15 protein-coding genes are annotated in these 17735 nt (G+C 71.6%); 9 read left to right on the plus strand and 6 right to left on the minus strand.

Annotated elements, in window-relative coordinates; genetic code table 11:
* Positions 1 to 61 precede the first annotated feature (61 nt).
* Both N1028_RS05760 and N1028_RS05765 read right to left on the minus strand, forming a co-directional pair.
* Positions 62 to 1006: an acyl-CoA thioesterase gene (locus tag N1028_RS05760; RefSeq protein ID WP_259525868.1), complete on the minus strand. Its 945-nt coding sequence runs from the start codon at positions 1004 to 1006 to the stop codon at positions 62 to 64.
* A 122-nt stretch (positions 1007 to 1128) separates the two neighbouring features.
* Positions 1129 to 2802 carry an alpha-amylase family protein gene (locus N1028_RS05765; RefSeq protein WP_259525869.1) on the minus strand — a complete coding sequence of 558 codons (1674 nt, stop codon included), beginning with the start codon at positions 2800 to 2802 and terminating at the stop codon, positions 1129 to 1131.
* 87 nt (positions 2803 to 2889) lie between these two features.
* On the opposite strand from N1028_RS05765, the gene N1028_RS05770 reads away from it, so the two are divergent.
* A complete protein-coding gene (locus N1028_RS05770; protein ID WP_259525870.1) occupies positions 2890 to 3471 on the plus strand; it encodes a DNA-3-methyladenine glycosylase I in 582 nt (193 codons plus the stop codon).
* 161 nt (positions 3472 to 3632) lie between these two features.
* Here N1028_RS05770 and N1028_RS05775 read toward each other — a convergent pair whose 3' ends face one another.
* Complete coding sequence (locus N1028_RS05775) at positions 3633 to 5981, minus strand: transglycosylase domain-containing protein (protein WP_259525871.1); 2349 nt, start codon at positions 5979 to 5981, stop codon at positions 3633 to 3635.
* A 67-nt stretch (positions 5982 to 6048) separates the two neighbouring features.
* Here N1028_RS05775 and N1028_RS05780 point away from each other — a divergent pair, with 67 nt between their 5' ends.
* On the plus strand, positions 6049 to 6570 hold the full coding sequence (locus tag N1028_RS05780; protein ID WP_259525872.1) for a mycothiol transferase: 522 nt from the start codon (positions 6049 to 6051) through the stop codon (positions 6568 to 6570).
* Between the two features lie 9 nt (positions 6571 to 6579).
* Here the strand turns inward: N1028_RS05780 and N1028_RS05785 are convergent, their stop codons facing one another.
* Both N1028_RS05785 and purF read right to left on the minus strand, forming a co-directional pair.
* Positions 6580 to 7050, minus strand: a complete 471-nt coding sequence (locus N1028_RS05785) for an NUDIX hydrolase (RefSeq protein ID WP_259525873.1) — start codon at positions 7048 to 7050, stop codon at positions 6580 to 6582.
* Between the two features lie 19 nt (positions 7051 to 7069).
* A complete protein-coding gene (gene purF / locus N1028_RS05790; protein ID WP_259525874.1) occupies positions 7070 to 8530 on the minus strand; it encodes an amidophosphoribosyltransferase in 1461 nt (486 codons plus the stop codon).
* Between the two features lie 155 nt (positions 8531 to 8685).
* On the opposite strand from purF, the gene N1028_RS05795 reads away from it, so the two are divergent.
* The 4 genes from N1028_RS05795 (at position 8686) to N1028_RS05810 (ending at position 14398) form a co-directional block, all read left to right on the plus strand.
* Positions 8686 to 10173 carry a serine hydrolase gene (locus tag N1028_RS05795; RefSeq protein ID WP_259525875.1) on the plus strand — a complete coding sequence of 496 codons (1488 nt, stop codon included), beginning with the start codon at positions 8686 to 8688 and terminating at the stop codon, positions 10171 to 10173.
* A 154-nt stretch (positions 10174 to 10327) separates the two neighbouring features.
* Entirely contained in the window at positions 10328 to 12898 is a 2571-nt protein-coding gene (locus N1028_RS05800) for a cell wall-binding repeat-containing protein (RefSeq protein ID WP_259525876.1), read from the plus strand.
* A gap of 119 nt (positions 12899 to 13017) precedes the next feature.
* Positions 13018 to 14133 carry a phosphoribosylformylglycinamidine cyclo-ligase gene (gene purM / locus N1028_RS05805; RefSeq protein WP_259525877.1) on the plus strand — a complete coding sequence of 372 codons (1116 nt, stop codon included), beginning with the start codon at positions 13018 to 13020 and terminating at the stop codon, positions 14131 to 14133.
* Positions 14134 to 14218: 85 nt separating this feature from the next.
* Positions 14219 to 14398 (plus strand): hypothetical protein, encoded by a 180-nt coding sequence (locus N1028_RS05810; RefSeq protein ID WP_259525878.1) that lies wholly within the window; start codon positions 14219 to 14221, stop codon positions 14396 to 14398.
* A 37-nt stretch (positions 14399 to 14435) separates the two neighbouring features.
* Here N1028_RS05810 and N1028_RS05815 read toward each other — a convergent pair whose 3' ends face one another.
* Positions 14436 to 15407, minus strand: coding sequence for a DNA-3-methyladenine glycosylase family protein (locus N1028_RS05815; RefSeq protein WP_259525879.1), 972 nt, complete (start codon positions 15405 to 15407; stop codon positions 14436 to 14438).
* A 214-nt stretch (positions 15408 to 15621) separates the two neighbouring features.
* Between N1028_RS05815 and N1028_RS05820 the strand changes: the two genes are divergently transcribed.
* From N1028_RS05820 to N1028_RS05830, 3 genes are all read left to right on the plus strand, one after another.
* On the plus strand, positions 15622 to 15852 hold the full coding sequence (locus N1028_RS05820; RefSeq protein WP_259525880.1) for a response regulator: 231 nt from the start codon (positions 15622 to 15624) through the stop codon (positions 15850 to 15852).
* A gap of 97 nt (positions 15853 to 15949) precedes the next feature.
* Positions 15950 to 17002, plus strand: a complete 1053-nt coding sequence (locus tag N1028_RS05825) for an isopenicillin N synthase family dioxygenase (RefSeq protein ID WP_259525881.1) — start codon at positions 15950 to 15952, stop codon at positions 17000 to 17002.
* 203 nt (positions 17003 to 17205) lie between these two features.
* The gene (locus N1028_RS05830; protein WP_259525882.1) at positions 17206 to 17604 is read left to right on the plus strand and encodes a DUF6412 domain-containing protein; all 399 of its coding nucleotides are present in this window, start codon (positions 17206 to 17208) and stop codon (positions 17602 to 17604) included.
* Positions 17605 to 17735: the final 131 nt, after the last annotated feature.

The raw sequence follows: 17735 nt of genomic DNA on the forward strand, positions 1-17735 counted from the left end.
ACCTCGACCCTATCGAGCGAAGCTATGAGCGCGCCATCCGGGGCCGGATGCGGCGAGTCGATCAGCCCAGCGGGATGGCCTCGAGCTCGGCGCGCATCCGGATGAGCTCCTCGGCGTGGGCGTCGAGCCGGCGGTCCTCCGAGGTGACGAGCGCGAGCGGCGGCACGCGCCTCGCCCGGCCCTCCTCCGGGTCGACGAAGATGCTCATGCACTGGGTCGTGAGCTCGAGTGCCCCCGGTGTGCGCGGCGAGCCCGAGCGCACGTGGATCGCGATGTGCATGCTGCGCTCGCCGGTGTGGATGAGGCGAGCCTCGACCTCCACGATGTGGCCGATCCGGATGGGCCGGTAGAAGTGGATGCCGCCCGAGTAGACCGCGATCGCGTTCTCCGAGCTGTGGCCGGCGGCGCACGCGAAGGCGGTCTCGTCGATCCAGCTCAGCACCGTGCCGCCGTGCGCGTTGCCGCCGTAGTTGGCGTCGGCCGGTGCCGCGAGGAAGCGGAAGACCGTGCGCGGCGTGCTGCCCTCGGTGGAGTAGACCTGGGCCTGCATGGCGTCGCGGATGGCGCGGCGCGGGGCCAGGCGCTCCTCGGCGCGTTCGTTCAGCATCCGGTCGCCAGGGGTCTCGGGTCGCCATTGCTCCACCGCGTGCGGTGAGCCCTCGGCGTCGACCGCCACGAACACGAGGATGCAGTGCGTGGCGGGGGTGAACTCGCGGCTGCGCACATCCGCCGCCTGCACCGTGACGAGCACCTGCATGCTCGTGCGGCCGGTCTGGATGATGCGCGCGTGGGCCTCGATCATGTCGCCGGATGCGATGGGCCGGGTGAAGTGCACGTTGCCCACGTAGGCGGTGACGCAGTAGCTCGCGCTCCAGCCGACCGCGCAGGCGTAGCCGGCCTTGTCGATCCACTCGAGCACCCGGCCGGCGGCGACGGTCCGGCCACCTGCTGCCGTGTCCTGGGGGGAGGCGAGGAAGCGGAGGGTGATGCGGTCGTGGGCGGGCACGGATCGAGTCTGGCAGGTGGGTGGGCGGGTGGCGGGCGTCGTCGGGCGAGAAGAACAGCGGTTCTTTCGCGGAGGGCAAGGCGGGGGTCGCCAGGTCGGCCGGTTCGTCGCGCCACAGTCCGTCAGTACTGCAGCGGATCCTCCGGCGAGACGAGGCGGAGCCACTCGAAGCCGTAGCCGTCGAGCGAGACGGCCGCCGTGCCCGCGTCGTCGAGCTGCAGGCTCTCGCCACCGAGCATGCGCTCGAGCCGCCATCCGCCCGCCGCCTCGCCGAGCGAGAGCGGGGCCTCGAGCGGGTGCGGGGCGAAGTTGTGCAGCGCCACGACCGTGCGGCCGTCCCAGCGGAGGCTGTGGGCGAAGACCGCCGGATCGGGCTGGGGCAGCACCTCGAACGCGCCCCAGCCGAACTCGGGCGAGGCGCGGTAGTGCTGCACGAGCCCGCGCACGAAGGAGTAGAGCGAGTCGGGGTCGCGGCGCTGGCTCTGCACGTTGATGTGGGCGGGCGCGTAGCCGCCGGGCACGACGGCGTTGCGGAGCTTCGAGGGGCGGGCTGTGGAGAAGCCGCCGGTCGGCCCCGAGGTCCACTGCATGGGCGTGCGCACGGCGAGCCGCCCCTCGGCCTCGAGGTTCTCGCCCATGCCGATCTCCTCGCCGTAGAAGAGCACGGGGGTGCCCGGCAGCGAGAAGAGCAGGCTGTAGACCATGCGGATGCGGCGCGGGTCGCCCTCGAGCATCGGGGGCAGCCGCCGCACGAGGCCGCGGCCGTAGACCTGCATGCGCTCCTCGGGGCCGAAGGCGGCGAAGACCTCCTCGCGCTCGGAGTCGCTGAGCTTGTCGAGGGTGAGCTCGTCGTGGTTGCGCACGAAGTTGGCCCACTGCGAGTCGGGCGAGCCCTGCGGTCTCGAGAGCAGCGCCTCCACGAGCGGCCGGGCGTCGTGCCGGGCGAGCGAGAGGTAGAGGTTCTGCATGGCGATGAAGTCGAACTGCATCGTGAGCTCGTCGCCCTCCTCGCCGCCAAAGTAGAGCTCCTGCTCCTCGCGTGGCAGGTTGACCTCGCCGAGCAGCACGCCGTCGCCGCTCCGGCGGCCGACGAAGCTGCGGAGCGAGCGCAGGTAGCCGTGCGGGTCGGGCAGCAGCTTCGCGCCGTCGACCACGCCGCTGCCGTCGAGCAGGAACGGCACCGCGTCGACCCGGAAGCCCGAGAGGCCGAGCTGCAGCCAGAAGCCCATGATCTTCGCTATCTCGTCGCGCACCACGGGGTTCGTGATGTTGAGGTCGGGCTGGTGCTTGTAGAAGACGTGCTGGTAGTACTGCCCCGTCTTCTCGTCGAGCTCCCAGTTGCTCGTCTCCTGGTCGGGGAAGACCGGCTCGCCCTCACCCTCGACGGGCTCGTCGCGCCACACGTAGTAGTCGCGGTAGGGGTTGTCGCGGCTCTTCCGCGCCTCCTTGAACCACGGATGCCGGTCGCTCGTGTGGTTGATCACGAGGTCGGCGATCACGCGCATGCCGCGGTCCTTCGCGATCCGGATGACCTCGACGAGGTCGCCCAGGTGACCGAGCCGTTCGTCGACACCGTAGAAGTCCATGATGTCGTAGCCGTCGTCGCGATCCGGGGTCGGGTAGAAGGGCATGAGCCAGAGGCAGGTGACGCCGAGCTCCTCGAGGTAGTCCAGGCGGTGCGCGAGGCCCGCGAAGTCGCCCACCCCGTCGCCGTTCCAATCGAGGAAGGTCTCCACGTCGAGGCAGTAGACCACCGCGGTCTTCCACCACAGGTCGCTCGTGTCGGTGACTCTCATGCCCACCAGTCTGTGCACGCTCAGGAGTTCTGCACAGCTTTCCGATCCCGCCGTCGTCGCGTCGGTGGTGGATGCCACACTCGGTGCATGACCGACGACGGAACCTGCAGCTGGGCAACGGGCACCACGGAGATGCGCACCTACCACGACGAGGAATGGGGAGTGCCGCGGCGCGACGACCCCTACCTGTTCGAGATGCTCATCCTCGAGGGGGCGCAGGCGGGGCTGTCGTGGTCGACGATCCTCGGGCGGCGCTCCGGGTACCGGGCCGCCTTCAAGGGCTTCTCGGTTCCGGATGTCGCGACGATGACGGATGAGGAGCTCACGGCCCTCATGGACGAGCCGGGCATCATCCGCAACCGGCTCAAGATCTTCGGGGCCAGAAAGAACGCGCTGGCGTTCCAGCGCGTGCAGGAGGAGTTCGGCAGCTTCGCCGACTACCTGTGGGGGTGGGTGGGCGGCGAGCCGATCGTCAACGGGCCGCGCACCACGGGCGATCTGGTGGCCACGACCGAGCTGTCGGACCGGTTGAGCAAAGACCTCAAGAAGAGGGGCTTCACCTTCGTGGGCTCGACCATCGTGTACGCCTACCTCGAGGCGGTGGGCGTCGTCGACGACCACGTGCTCGGCTGTCCGGCGGCCGGCGCGCGTCCCTCCTCGGAGTCGTAGGCCCGAGCGCCCCGCTCGCCCCGCCGCGCCCGGCTGGTTCGAACGCGCACCCGTCGCGCGCACCGAGCCGCTGTGGCCGGCGGATGCCGCCACGGGTGCGTTTTCGAACCGCTGAAGCGCGGACTTCGCCACCCCCCGTCGGCCGGGCGGGGCGGGCAGAGTCAGCCGGCGGGGCGCGCCCCCGGGGTGGCTGTGGGGGCGGGCACCGGGTCGGCGGTGGGTTCGGGCGCCGGCGCCGGGACGGTGGGCTCCGGAGCGGGCTCGGGTGCGGGGGCCGGGTCCGGCGCAGGCGCCGGGACCGTGGGCGGGGTGTTCTCGAAGTCGCCCGAGCCCGAACCCGAGCCCGATCCGGAACCCGATCCGGAACCGAAGCGGGTCGACGAACCGTCGACGAGGTCCTCGTTCGGCTCGGCGAACTCGCCTCCGCCCAGCACCTCGTCGTTCGCGGTCATGACCGCGCGCCACATGCGGTGCCGCACCGAGCTTCCCGTCCAGTCGTTCGGGTAGACATCCGTCATCGACACGTTGCCGGTGGCGTTCCCCACCCACACCACGGTCGCAGCGGCCGTCGAGGCCCCCGCCATCCAGGTGTCCTTCTCGTTGTCGGTGGTGCCGGTCTTGCCGATGTGCGTGATGCCGTCATCCGGATCCGACGCGGTCGCGGTGCCGCTCTCGATCGGGCCGAGCATGGCGTAGGCGACGGTGTTGGCCACTCCGGGGTCGAGCGCCTGCGTGCAGTTCGCCGCGGGCGGCGCGATCTCGGCGCCGGTCGGGTCGAGGATCCGGTCGATCGCGATCGGTGCGCAGTACACGCCCGAGGCGGCGATCGCGGCGTAGGCGGCCGCCATGGTCAGCGGCGCGATCTCGTTGGTGCCGAGCACGGCCGAGGGCTCCGTGTTGAGCGGGTTGCCGTCGGCCCGGTGCACGCCGAGCGACTCGGCGGTGGCCTTGATGGCGCACTGGTCGAGCTCCTTCGCCATGGCGATGAAGGAGTTGTTGACCGAGTTCGTGAGCGAGGACTGCACCGACATCGTGCCGGGCCGCGAGCTGCCGTCGTTCGCCGGCTCCCACTCACCGCCCATGGAGGTGCACGAGTTCGTGAACTCGGCGAGGTCCCAGGTGGTCTCGTTGCCGCTCACCCGGTCGGCCAGGGTGTGGCCCTGCTTCAGCCACTCCGCCAGTGCGAACACCTTGTAGGTCGACCCGACCTGGAAGCCGGAGGATCCGCCGTAGTCGATGTCGGTGTTGTAGTTGACGGCGGTGGCGCCCGGCACGGCGGTGTCGGGGTCGTCGTCGAAGGTCGTGTTCTGCGCCATCGCGAGGATGCGGCCGGAGCCGGGCTCGACGGTCACGATGGTCGACCCGATCTCGATGTCCTCCATCGTGGCCGGGATGTACTCGCGCATGGTCTCGTCGGCGTTGGACTGCAGATCCATGTTGAGCGTCGTGTAGATCTGGTAGCCGCCCTGCTTGAAGTTCGACCACCGCGTCTCGGAGTCGTCGCCGAAGGTCGAGTCGTTCTTCACGATCCAGGTGACGTAGTCGCAGAAGTACGCGGCCCCCGCCACGGCCGCCTGGCAGCCGGTGGTGCGCGGGGTGATGACGGGGGTCACGGGCGTGGCGACGGCCTCATCGAACTGCTGCTGCGTGATGGTCTTCTCCCGCAGCATCGACGCCAGCACGTCCTTGTCTCGACGCGCCTGGTTGTCGGCGATGTTCTCCTCCTCGTCGATCCGCAGCCCGTTGGGCTCGTTGACGGTGGCGGCGAGGCTGGCCGCCTGGGCGATCGAGAGGTTCGCGGCGCTCACGCCGTAGTAGTACTGCGCAGCTGCCTCGATGCCGTAGACCGAGCCGCCGAAGTTGGCGATGTTGAGGTAGCCGAGCAGGATCTCGTCTTTCGAGTACTGCTTCTCGAGCGCGATCGCGAGCCGCATCTCGGTGATCTTGCGGTCGACCGACTCGGTGGTGGCGGCATCGTAGGCGGCCTCGCGCTCGGCGGCGGTGTCGAGCGACTCGGCCTGCTGCACCAGGATGTTGCGCACGTACTGCATGGTGATGGTCGATGCGCCGCTCTCGACGCCGCCGGATGCCACGTTGCCGAGGGCCGCGCGGAGGGTCGACGCCACGTCGACGCCCGCGTGCTCGTAGAAGCGCGGATCCTCGGTGGAGACCACGGCGTCCTTCACGAACTGCGACACCCCGTCCCAGCCGACCTCCTGCCGGTTCTGATCGAACACCGTGGCGAGAAGCACGGGCGAGCCGTCGCTGTTGGTGGCGTAGATCTCGGAGGCCTGGGCGAGCGTCGTCGGGCGGATGTAGTCCGGCAGCGTGTCGAGCACGTCGACCGTGCGCGAGGCGTAGACCCCGGTGACGGCCATGGCGGGCACGGCCATGATCGTGACGAGCAGGGCGGAGGCGAGGCTGAGGACCGCGATCATGCCGACGGGGCGCTTGGTGCCGTCGACGACCCGCTGGAAGGCGGAGACGAGGCGGTGAGGTCTTTCGGGCATATCCGCCAGGGTACGGGCCCTGGCTCGCAGGATGCTGATAGAGCGCCGCCGTGCCTAGGGTGAGGAGATGATCGACAGCACCGAGCTCCTGGACGACGCCTTCACCCGCATCCGCGAAACGGTGCGCCGAGCGACGGGCGGCCTCACGCCCGAGCAGCTGACGGCGCGCATCGATCCGGAGGCCAACACGATCGCCTGGCTGGTCTGGCACCTCATCCGTGTGCAGGACGACCACATCGCCGAGGTGGCCGGAACCGAGCAGGTCTGGACGAGCGGCGGCTGGTCCGAGCGCTTCGGCCTGCCCTTCGAGACGGATGCCACGGGCTACGGACATTCGCCGGCCGAGGTGGCGCAGGTGGCCGGGCCGGGCGTGACCTCGGAATCGCTCGTCGACTACCACGAGGCCGTCTACGCGGCGACCTCGGCGTACCTCCGCTCGCTCCCCGACGACGAGCTGTCGCGCGTGGTGGACGAGTCGTGGGATCCGCCGGTCACCCTCGCGGTGCGCCTGGTCAGCGTGATCTCCGACGACCTGCAGCACGCCGGCCAGGCATCCTTCGTGCGCGGCGTCATCGAGCGCCGCGGATAGCCCCTTCTGCTAGAACGCGAACCGCGCCTCGACCACTCCGTCGAGGGCGTGGCGGATGCGCGCGAGCATCTCGTCCGACATCGGCGGCAGGGCGTCGAGCGCGAACCACGCCACCTCGGTGTTCTCCCCGTCGGCCGGGAACGGCTCGCCCGAGACGTAGCGGAAGCGGAAGGTGATGTCGATGTACTGCGAGCGGTCGCCGTTGGGGTAGACGATCTCGGGGATCGTGTGCACCCAGGCAAGGTGCTCGGGCACCGCCACGATCGCGGCCTCCTCGAGCACCTCGCGCGCGGCGGCCACGGCGGGCTCCTCGCCGGGATCGATGATGCCCGTCACCGGGGTCCAGGCCCCGTTGTCGGAGCGGCGCACCAGCAGCACGTCGCCGTTCTCGCGCGTGACCACGGCGGTGATCCCGCTCAGCCAGAGCGACGCGTGGCCGATCTTCTCACGCAGATCCAGAATGAAGTCGGGAGTCGCCATGAGGAGATGGTACCGGGGCCTAGCTCAGCTGGTTCTTCTCCACCCAGTCGAGGTACTCGGGGGTGACCGATCCGGTGACGTAGTCGCCCGTGAAGCAGCTCATCTCGAGGTCGTGCACGTCGGGCGAGCCGAGCGTGATGGCGGCGCGCATGTCCTCCACCTCCTGGTAGATGAGGTGGTCGGCGCCGATGGCGGCCGCGATCTCGGGGATCTTGCGGTCGTGCGCCACGAGCTCGTGCCGTGAGGGCATGTTGATGCCGTAGACGTGCGGGTAGCGCACGGGCGGCGCCGCCGACGCGAAGGTCACTTTGTGGGCACCGGCCTGCCGAGCCATGTCGACGATCTCCTTCGAGGTCGTGCCGCGCACGATCGAGTCGTCGACGATGAGGATGTTCTTGCCCTTGAACTCCGACGACATCGCGTTGAGCTTCTGCCGCACCGACTTCTTGCGCGCAGCCTGTCCGGGCATGATGAACGTGCGCCCCACGTAGCGGTTCTTGTAGAACCCCTCGCGGTACTCGACGCCGAGCTTCTGGGCCACCTGCATGGCCGCCGGTCGCGACGAATCCGGGATCGGCATGACCACGTCGATGTCGCCCATCGGCGTGTAGCGGGCGACGGTGTCGGCGAGGTAGTTGCCGAGCCGGAGGCGCGCTTCGTAGACCGAGATGCCCGAGAGCACCGAGTCGGGGCGGGCGAGGTAGACGTACTCGAACGAGCACGGGATGAGCCGCGCGTTCGGCGCGCACTGCTTGGCGATGAGCTCGCCGTCGAGGGTGATGAAGACGGCCTCGCCGGGCGCGACGTCCCGCACCACGTCGTAGCCGAGGCTCTCCATGACGAGCGACTCGGAGGCCACCACGTACTCCATCTGCCCGCTCTCGAGCAGGCGGCCGCCGATGGTGAGCGGGCGGATGCCGTAGGGGTCGCGGAAGGCGAGCAGCCCGTGCCCGGCGATCATGGCGATCGTGGCGTAGGAGCCCTCGACGCGCTCGTGCACGCGCGAGACGGCCGTGAAGATCTGCTCCGGATCGAGCGAGAGGCCCGTGATCTGCGACTGCAGCTCGTTGGCGAAGACGTTGAGCAGCACCTCGGTGTCGGAGTTGGTGTTGAGGTGCCGGCGGTCGATGTTGTAGAGCTCGCCGGTGAGCTCTCGCGTGTTCGTGAGGTTGCCGTTGTGCACGAGGATGATGCCGTAGGGCGCGTTCACGTAGAAGGGCTGCGCCTCCTGCTCCTGCGAGGCGTTGCCCTGGGTGGCGTAGCGCACGTGCCCGAGGCCCATGGTGCCGAGCAGCGACCGCATGTCGCGGGTGCGGAACGCCTCGCGCACCTGCCCCTTGGCCTTCACGATGTGGAAGACGCTGCCCTCGGCGGTCGCGATGCCGGTCGAGTCCTGCCCCCGGTGCTGCAGCAGCAGAAGGGAGTCGTAGACGAGTTGGTTGACGGGCTCAGACGAAACGATGCCCACGATGCCGCACATTGCAACGATTCTACGGCCTTCGCGGGTGCATCCTGTCGCCGGGTGCGCACGGGTGGGTGGTGCCGCGTCATCTCTGCAGCATCTCCACCGCGCGGGGGAGCGGGTTCAGCCGGTGGTGGGATGCCGGGCGCCGCTCGCCCCGGAAGAGTGGAGGCATGCACACGAACCGCCGCGCCTCCTTCACGCTCTCGACCACCGCCCTCGTGGCGGCCCTCACGCTCACGGGCGCGGCGATCAGCGGCTGCACCACTCCCGCCCCCGGGCCCGCCGCGAGCAGCACAGCAGCGCCGGCCGCGGAGGCGGCCACCCTGCCCGACACCGTGCTCGGCGAGCACGCCGCGTGGATCCTCGAGGCGATGAACGGCGACCTCGAGCCCATCGACATCGACGCCGGGATCGCCGAGCGCTTCGACGCCGCCATGCTCGAGCAGCTGAGCGTGGCCGAGCTCCGCCAGGTGATCGAGCAGCTGCAGCTGCAGGGCCCGTGGCGCATCGACGCGGTCGACGTGGCACCGGATGCGGGCACGCAGGCGGTGATCACCATCCGCCCCGCCGAGGGCGATGCGCTCGACATGCAGATCGCGGTCGACGGCGAGGATCTCGTGGCCGGCCTCTTCTTCGCGCCCTCCGCGGCCGACCGCACGCCCTCCACGTCGTGGGCGGAGCTCGAGGACGTGGTGGAGTCCTTCGCCGCCGACACCACGATGGTCGTGACCGAGGTCGACGCGGCCGCCGTCGATCCGGATGCCAAGGCGGGCGCCGGCGCATCCGGAACCCCGGGGGCGGAGCTCGCCGCCGACCGCCTGCTCGAGACCGGCGACCCGGCCGCCCCGCACCCCTCCGGCTCGATCTTCAAGCTCTACGTGCTCGGTGCCGTCGCCGACGCCGTCGAGGCCGGCAGCCTCACCTGGGACACCGCGCTGACCATCACCGACGACATCAAGAGCCTCCCCTCCGGCGAGCTCCAGAACGAGCCCGCCGGCACCACCGTCACCGTGCGCGAGGCCGCGGAGAAGATGATCGCCATCAGCGACAACACGGCCACCGACCTGCTCATCGCGACCGTCGGCCCCGAGGCCGTCGAGGCGGCCCTCGCCGACATGGGCCACCACGACCCGTCGCTCAACACGCCGATGCCCACCACGCGGGCGCTCTTCCAGCTCGGCTGGGGCCCGGCGGAGTCCCGAGCCGGCACCCGCGACCGGTGGAGCGCCGCCGACGAGACGGAGCGTCGCGCGATGCTCGACTCCCTGCCCGGCGGCATCGTGACCGTCGACCCCGCCGACCTCACCGACTCGGTCTGGCAGCGCGGCCTCGACTGGTTCACCTCCGCCGATGACCTCGTGGCCGCCCACGTGGCCCTGCAGCAGCGGGCCACGACGGATGCGGGTGCGCCGCTCGGCGAGATCCTCTCGGCGAACCCGGGTCTCGGCACCATCGGCGAGGAGTGGTCGACCGTGGCCTTCAAGGGCGGCAGCTCGATCGGGGTGCTCGCGGGCTCCTGGTACCTCGAGCGCGCCTCGGACGGCAAGGCCTTCGTCATCTCCATCCAGGGCGAGACCGATACCCCCACCGAGCTCGCCGACATGGCGACGTTCTTCGGCCAGGTCGAAGACGCGGTGGCGCTCCTCGCGGCGGAGTGAGCGGCGGGTGGTGCGCGGGGCCGTCGCGTCGACCACCCGGCCATGGCGCTGACGGGCCGAGGCCCGGCGCCCGACCGCTGGTTAGGATGATCCGGACCGAGCCGCGATGATCCGTCGGCGCGACGCGTCGTCCGGTCGGTCCGAGGAGAAGCCCGTGTCGCATCACCGCCGCCCGCTGCACGCCCGAGGTCGAGCGGTCGCGGGTCGCAGCGCCCTCGTGGGGGCGACGATCCTCGCGCTGGTGCTCGGCGCCTCCGTCACAGGCGCGTCTGCGTCGGCGAGTGCGGCCGGCTCCGAGGTGCCGCCCGCGTCGCAGGGGGAGAGTCCTGTCGACACCCCCACCGCGGCGTCCGGTCTCCCGGCGCCCACTCCCGTTCCCACGATGCGGGCCTACTCGGCCGACGACTACGCCGCCGAGGCCGCAGCGCTCCCCGCCGAGCTCGCCGCCGCCCTCTCCGCCGATCTCGGCACCACCCCCGCCGACTACCTCGCCCGCGCCGACGCCGCCGCGAACGCCTCCGCCGTGCTCGACGACCTCGAAGCCCGCGGCATCCCGATCGAGGCCTCCCGCCTCGACGGCACCACCCTCGTCGTCACCCTCCCGCCCGAGGCGGCCCCCACGACGGCCGGCACGCCCACGGCTGCCCCCGCCCTCGACCCCCTCGACCCCGTCGAGGCCGTCGAGCAGACCGGCGCCGTCGTCGACTTCGGCACCGCCGCCCCGCGCGACCAGGGCTTCGGGCCTTCGGAGTTCCTGGCCGACCCGGCCCCCGGCACCCTCGTCGGCGGCCAGGGCTACTACTGGCTGCAGGGCTCGGGGGTCAACCTCTGCTCCACGGCCTTCAACGGCCGCGACCGCGGCACCGGCCGGCCCCAGACCCTCACGGCGGGCCACTGCAAGCCCACCGCCACGGCGACCACCCCGAACCCGCAGGTGTTCCGCATGCAGCAGAGCGCCCCGAACGTGCTCGACCTCTCCGGCCCCGCCGTCGGCACCCCCCTCCGCAGCACCTACTCGATGGGCGGCGAGCTCGACTCCGGCCTCATCGCCCTCGACGCGGGCAGCACTCCGCGCCCGGCGGTCGGCACCTGGGGCGACGGCAGCAACACCGCCCCCGTCACCTCCGGCACCCCGTCGACCGTGCGCGACCTCTCCCGAGCCATCGTCGGCCAGCCGATCTGCAAGTCCGGTCGCACGACCGGCTGGACCTGCGGCACCGTCTGGAAGACAGACGCCCTCGTCAAGGTCTCCGACGGCGCGGGCGGCTACGTCGAGGTCAACAGCTACCTCTCCGACATGTGCGCGCTCCGCGGCGACAGCGGTGGCGCCGTGGTGTCGGGCCCCTACGCCGTGGGCGTGCTCTCGAACGGCTCCTTCAAGTCCTCCTGCACCGAGACCCCGGGTGCGGGCGAGGCGGATCGCTTCACGGGCACCTTCCCCTTGATCGCCCAGCCGGGCTACGGCTCGGTCCAGAGCTCGCACCCCGCGTGGGAGCTCCAGGTCGAGGTCGCCGCCCCCGTCGTGACGAGCCCGGCCGGCGGTGCGAGCGCCCCGCTCGGCTCCGCGCTCTCGGGCACGCTCGCCGCGGGCGGGGTGCGCCACACCGTGCGCGTCACCGTCGACGGCTCCCGCACCCTGACCGCCACGGTGCGTGCCGGCGGCACCTGGTCGGTCGACCTCTCGAGCGTTCCGGCCGGCGCCCACACCTATACGGCGGCCGCCGTCTACGGTTCGGGGGGCGCATCCTCGGCCACCGTCTCGGGTTCGTTCACACTCGTCGCGCCCGCCGTCTCGCGCATCGAGGGCGCCGACCGCTACCAGGTCTCCGTGGCGGTCGCCGAGAGGGCCTTCCCCGGATCGACCACAGCCCCGGTCGTCTACGTCGCCACCGGCACCAGCTATCCGGATGCGCTGAGCGCCGGGCCCGCAGCGGCCACGCAGGGCGGCCCGCTCCTGCTGGTGCTCCCCGACAGGGTCCCGGATGCCGTGGCCGCGAAGATCACGAGCCTCAAACCCGGCCGCATCGTCATCGTGGGCGGGCAGGCCTCCGTGGGAGCGCCGGTGTTCCGGGCCCTCGAGGAGCTCGTGCCCACGGCGACCGTGGAGCGACTGGCGGGTGCCGACCGGTACGCGGCGAGTCGTGCCGTGGTCGCGTCGGCGTTCCCCGCGTTCCCGGGGGGAACGGTGCCCCACGCCTATGCCGCCACGGGCACCACGTTCCCCGACGCCCTGTCGGCCGGAGCCGCGGCCGGTTCGCGCGGCGAGCCCGTGGTGCTCGTCTACGGGCCGGGCTCGCCGGCGGGAACCGTCGATGCCGCGACCGTGGACCTCTTCCGTGCGATCGGCACGACCTCGCTCACCCTCGTGGGCGGTGTGAACTCGGTGAGCGAGGGCGTGGCGACGCAGCTCGCCACGGGCATCCCGGCCGCCGTCGACCGCATCGACGGTGCGAACCGCTACGAGGCTTCGATCAACCTCAACCGCGACTCGTTCGCGTCGGCCGGCACCGTCTATCTGGCCACGGGCCGCACGTTCCCGGATGCGCTCGCGGGCGGCGTGCTGGCGGCCGCGAGCGACGCGCCGCTCTACGTGGTGCCCGGCGACTGCGTGCCTCAGGGCGTGATCGTCGACCTCGCCCGCCTCGGCGCCTCCCGCGTCGTCCTCCTCGGCGGTCCGAAGTCGCTCACCCCCGCAGTGGCCTCCCTCACCCCCTGCGCCTGGTAGCCGCCCGCCGCCCGCCGCCCCACCGACTTGACACAAGATGTGCCAAGTCGGCGCTCAAAGACGCACCTTCTGTCAAGTCACCGTCCGCCCTCCGCGCCCGCGTACGCGAGAATAGGGGCATGAGCAACAGCTACGCCGCAGCCGGAGTCGACACCGAGGCGGGCGACCGCGCGGTCGAACTGATGAAGGCGGCGGTGCAGCGCACTCACGGCCCCGAGGTTCTGGGCGGGGTGGGCGGTTTCGCCGGGCTCTTCGACGCGTCTGCCCTCACCGGCTACAAGCATCCGCTGCTCGCCACCTCGACCGACGGCGTGGGCACCAAGATCGCCATCGCCCAGGCTCTCGACAAGCACGACACCATCGGGCAGGACCTCGTGGGCATGGTCGTCGACGACATCGTCGTGGTGGGTGCGAAACCCCTCTTCATGACCGACTACATCGCGTGCGGCCGCGTGGTGCCGGAGCGCATCGCCACGATCGTCGCGGGCATCGCGCGCGCCTGCTCCGAGACGGGCACCGCCCTCGTGGGCGGTGAGACCGCCGAGCACCCGGGAGTCATGGCACCCGACGACTACGACGTGGCGGGTGCCGCGGTGGGTGCGGTCGAAGCGGATGCGGTGCTCGGCGCCGAGCGCGTCCGTGACGGTGACGTGGTGCTGGCTCTCGAATCCTCGGGACTGCACTCGAACGGCTTCTCTCTCGTGCGCAAGATCCTCGCGGATGCCGGTCTCGGCTATGCCGACGAATCGGCCGATCTCGGCGGCGTCGTGGGCGAGGCGCTGCTCGAGCCGACCCGGTTGTACACGGGCCCGCTTGTGCGTGTGCTCGGTGTGCCCGCGCTGTCGGGCGCCATCCACTCGCTCTCGCACGTGACCGGCGGAGGCATCGCGGCGAATCTCGCGCGCGTGCTGCCGCGCGGGTCGTGGGTGGAGGTCGACCGGTCGACGTGGTCGCCGGCGCCGGTGTTCCGGGTGCTGTCGTCGCTCGCGGGGTCGACCCTGGAGTCTGCGGAGGGCACCTGGAACCTGGGTGTGGGGTTCTTCGCCGTGGTCGACGCGGGAGCGGCCGCGCGGGTGACGGCGGCGATCACGGCCGAGGGCATCCGCACCTGGCAGGTCGGAACGGTCTCGACGGCTCCGCGCTCGGCGTCGTCGCTCGCGGCCGACGGCTTCGAGCAGGGTGCGAAGGGCGTCGACGGCGGCGCGGTGCGCCTCGTCTCCACCTACGCCTCCTGAAGGGGGTCGCCGTTCGGCGCCGCGTCTCCCGGCTGAGCCCGGTCCTCCACGTGACGCTCCATGCCTCAACGGCGACTCGCTCGGTGTGGAACTCGGGGCCGGCACGCCCGAGCACGCAAGTGCTCTCTCGGTGCCCGGGGCCGAGCCGTTCGACCCGGGCGGGGTCGGCCGGCCCTTCAAGGACTGGGTGAGCCTGCCCCTTGACGCCTCCGCCGAATGGGTGCCCTTCGCCGGCTGCGCCCTCGCCTTCGTCGCGCAGCGCTGACGCGCCCGCCGCCGTCCGGCACCGTGACCGGCTGCCGTCAGCTCGTGGGGGCCGGTGCCTGTTCCGCTGCGGCCGTGCGCAACAGCACGGTGACCCAGCTGCGGTAGGGCGCCCACCCCTCCGCCAGGGCGACGACCTCGTCGGCCGTCGGTTCGCGGGACAGCCCATAGGCCGCCGTCACGGCGGCTGCGAGCCGCTTCTCGACGGTGGGCGCGACATCCGGAGCCCCTGCCCCGCGCACGAGCACGAGCTCCGCCGAGAACGGTCCGATGCCCGGCAGCTCGAGCAGGGTCGCCAGGGCCTCGTCGATCGGAAGCCGCCGAAGCACGGCACTGTCGATCGCGTTTCGCCGCGCCACCTCGGCGAGCGCCCGCAACCGCTCCACCTTGGCGCCCGTCAGCCCCGGGAACGACTCCAGGCCCGCCAGTACCGCCGGCCGCGGGAACGCCTGCTGAGCGACCCCGTTCACCACCACGCTCTCACCGAGCCCCTCCGCCATCCGCCGCTTCACCGTCGCGGCCTGCGACAGGCGCTGCCGCTGCACGATGATCGCCCACGCGGCCGCCTCATACCACGACCAGAAGCAGACGGGCCGCATCCCCTGGTAGCGCCGCTGAAACCCGCCGATCACCGGATCATGATCGCCGACGGATGCGTATCCGCTGCCGTCGACGTCGAGCGAGAGGATGCGCTGCACCTGCTGTCTGGCCGCAGAGAGCTCCTCGCGCCGGAGCGGCCTCCCCGCGAACAGCCGGCCGTGCACGACCCCGCCGGCCTGCTCGACACTCACACCCACGGTCTGCCACGAGCCCTCGAGCGGGAACGCGCAGTCGAGCCGCACCGGCGCATCCGCCTGCGCCCCCGACCCGGTGCCCGCATCAGGCGCGAACGCCGCTGGCTCGAAGCCCTCCAAGAAGCGGATGCTCGCGGCCAGCGAGAACGGCCCCTTCGGCTCGAGCGTGAAGGAGCCGCGCGGGGCGGACGAGGCGAGGTCGTGACCGTCGGGCATCTTCTGCTCCTTCCGAGGAATCCCGGCCCTTGGTTGCCGGCTGCCCCCATCATCCGGCATCGACGGCGACGGCACTCCGGGCGGGCGACAGCTGTGGACAAGGCGCGCCCTGAATCCGACCCGTGGAGGAGCCGCAACGCAGCCGGGTCGGTGACAGAGCAGGGCCTACGCCCCACCCCGAGCCGCTGTCAGTGGAGGCGAGTACCCTGGCAGCATGACTACACCAGCTCTCGCGCACCTGTCCGGCGGCCCGCTCGACGACCAGACCATCCCGCTCGAAGACGGCGCGCCCGAGGAGCTCGTGCTGCCTTACAGCGAGGGCCAGCTCGTGTACCACCTGGTGCCGGCCGCGGAGGGCGAGACCGTCGAGGGCCCGCCCACGGCCCAGTACCGCTTCACCGAGGTCTCCGAGATCCTCGTCGAGGGCAAGTACGACGAGCACTGACCAGGAGCGCAGGAACGCCGAGCACTGCGCGCCCGGGGCCTTAACAGCCCCGTAACACCACAGCGCTAGTCTCGGGCAAGAGCTCGGGAGGCCCGCCATGACGTTCCACGTACCCGCCGTCGACATCGCTCCGTACGTAAGCGAAGGCACCGCCGCCGAGCGTGCCGCCGTGGCTCGTGCGATCGACGAAGCCTGCCGCACGGTGGGCTTCATCCAGATCACGGGCCACGGCATCCCGGCGTCGGTGCAGGCGGGGCTCGCGGCCGCGATGGACGAGTTCTTCGCCCAGCCGCTGCCTGCCAAGAAGGCCTACAGCACCCCGCCCGGCATCAACCGCGGCTACGCGCCGCCGAAGTCCGAGTCGCTCAGCCTCAGCCTCGGTGTGGAGTCGGCGAGCCGCATGAACGACTTCTTCGAGGCGTTCAACGTCGGCGCCACGGCGGCCGACTACCCCGACTCGCCGGTCGAGCTCGACCCCGTGCACTACGCGGCCAACGTCTGGCCCTCTGCCGACGCCCCCGGATTCGAGCCGCGGGTCTCGGCCTACTTCGCAGAGGCCCGGCGGGTCGCCCGCACCATGACCGAGATCTTCGCCGACGCACTCGACCTCCCCGCGGGCTTCTTCGACGCCTTCACCGGGCACTCGCTCGACGTGCTTCGCATGAACAACTACGCCCTCCCGCCCGGCACCGTCGATCTCGACGGAGAGCTCACGGGCATGGGGGAGCACACCGACTACGGCATCGTCACCGTGCTGTGGGCCGATCAGGTGCGCGGACTCCAGGTGCTCGCGGCCGACGGCTCGTGGAACGACGTGAGCCCGGCCGACGACGCCCTGCTCATCAACCTCGGCGACCTCACCGCCCGCTGGACCAACGAGCGCTGGATGTCGACCCTCCACCGCGTGAAACCGCCCATCGTCGACGGCACCATCGAGCGCCGCCGCTCGGCCGCCTACTTCCATGACGGCGACTTCGACGCCCTCATCAGCACCCTCCCCTCCTGCATCTCGGATGCCCGCCCCGACCGCTACCCCGAACCCGTCACCGTCGGCGACCACATCGCCGCCAAGCTCGCCGGCTCCCGCGCCGGGGTCGCCAACCCCCACGCCACCCGCGAGGCGGCCCGGGTGGCGGCGGCACGCCCCTGAGGCTGCGCACGACCGCGTCGGCCCAGCAACCCCACCGCTACGGCTCCGCGCCGTTCAGAACCGCAATCCTCCCGGCATCCGGCCTCCCATGCGCTTCGGCCCCCGCGACGACTGCGGTTCTGAACACCCTCGCCCCGACAGGCCCGAGCGTCCCCCCCCCCCCCCCCGGCGTCAGCGCAACACCGCCGGGTAGGCTCCTAGGTATGAGCTCGAAGCGGATCCGGATGCGGACCAGCGTGCAGGCCTCGGCCGCGCGTGCCGGCCGCACCGCCGCGGTCCTGCTCGGAATGGGCTTCGGCGTGGGGTTCGTCTGGCTCGTGACGGCCGACAGCGCCTCATCGGCATCCGGAGCGAGCGTCGGCCTCGGCGTGGGCGTGGGGTTCGGCGTCGCGCTGACGGTGCTCGCCGCCTCGGCCGCCCTCGTGGCGGTGTCCGACACGGTGCGCGCCGTCGTGGCAGCGCTGCTGGCGCTGCTCGGCGCATCCGTCCCCCGGCCGCCCGCCGAGCGCATCGACCTTCCCGCCACGATCACCCAGCGCCGCCCCGACGCACCCGGCCGCCCCCAGCCCCGCGCGCCCGGGCTGCTCCTCGCGATCGCCTAGGAGTCCTGCAGGCCGATCCGGTCCGCGCGCGCCGCCGAGGGCGGATCCCGCCCGCCCGACGGGCGCCGCCCGACCGGTGGGCGCCGCCCTCCCCGGTGGGTCCGGTCCGGCCGGTGAGCGCGGCCCGCCCG

The organism is Herbiconiux oxytropis (genome assembly GCF_024979315.1).
Taxonomy (GTDB): domain Bacteria; phylum Actinomycetota; class Actinomycetes; order Actinomycetales; family Microbacteriaceae; genus Herbiconiux; species Herbiconiux oxytropis.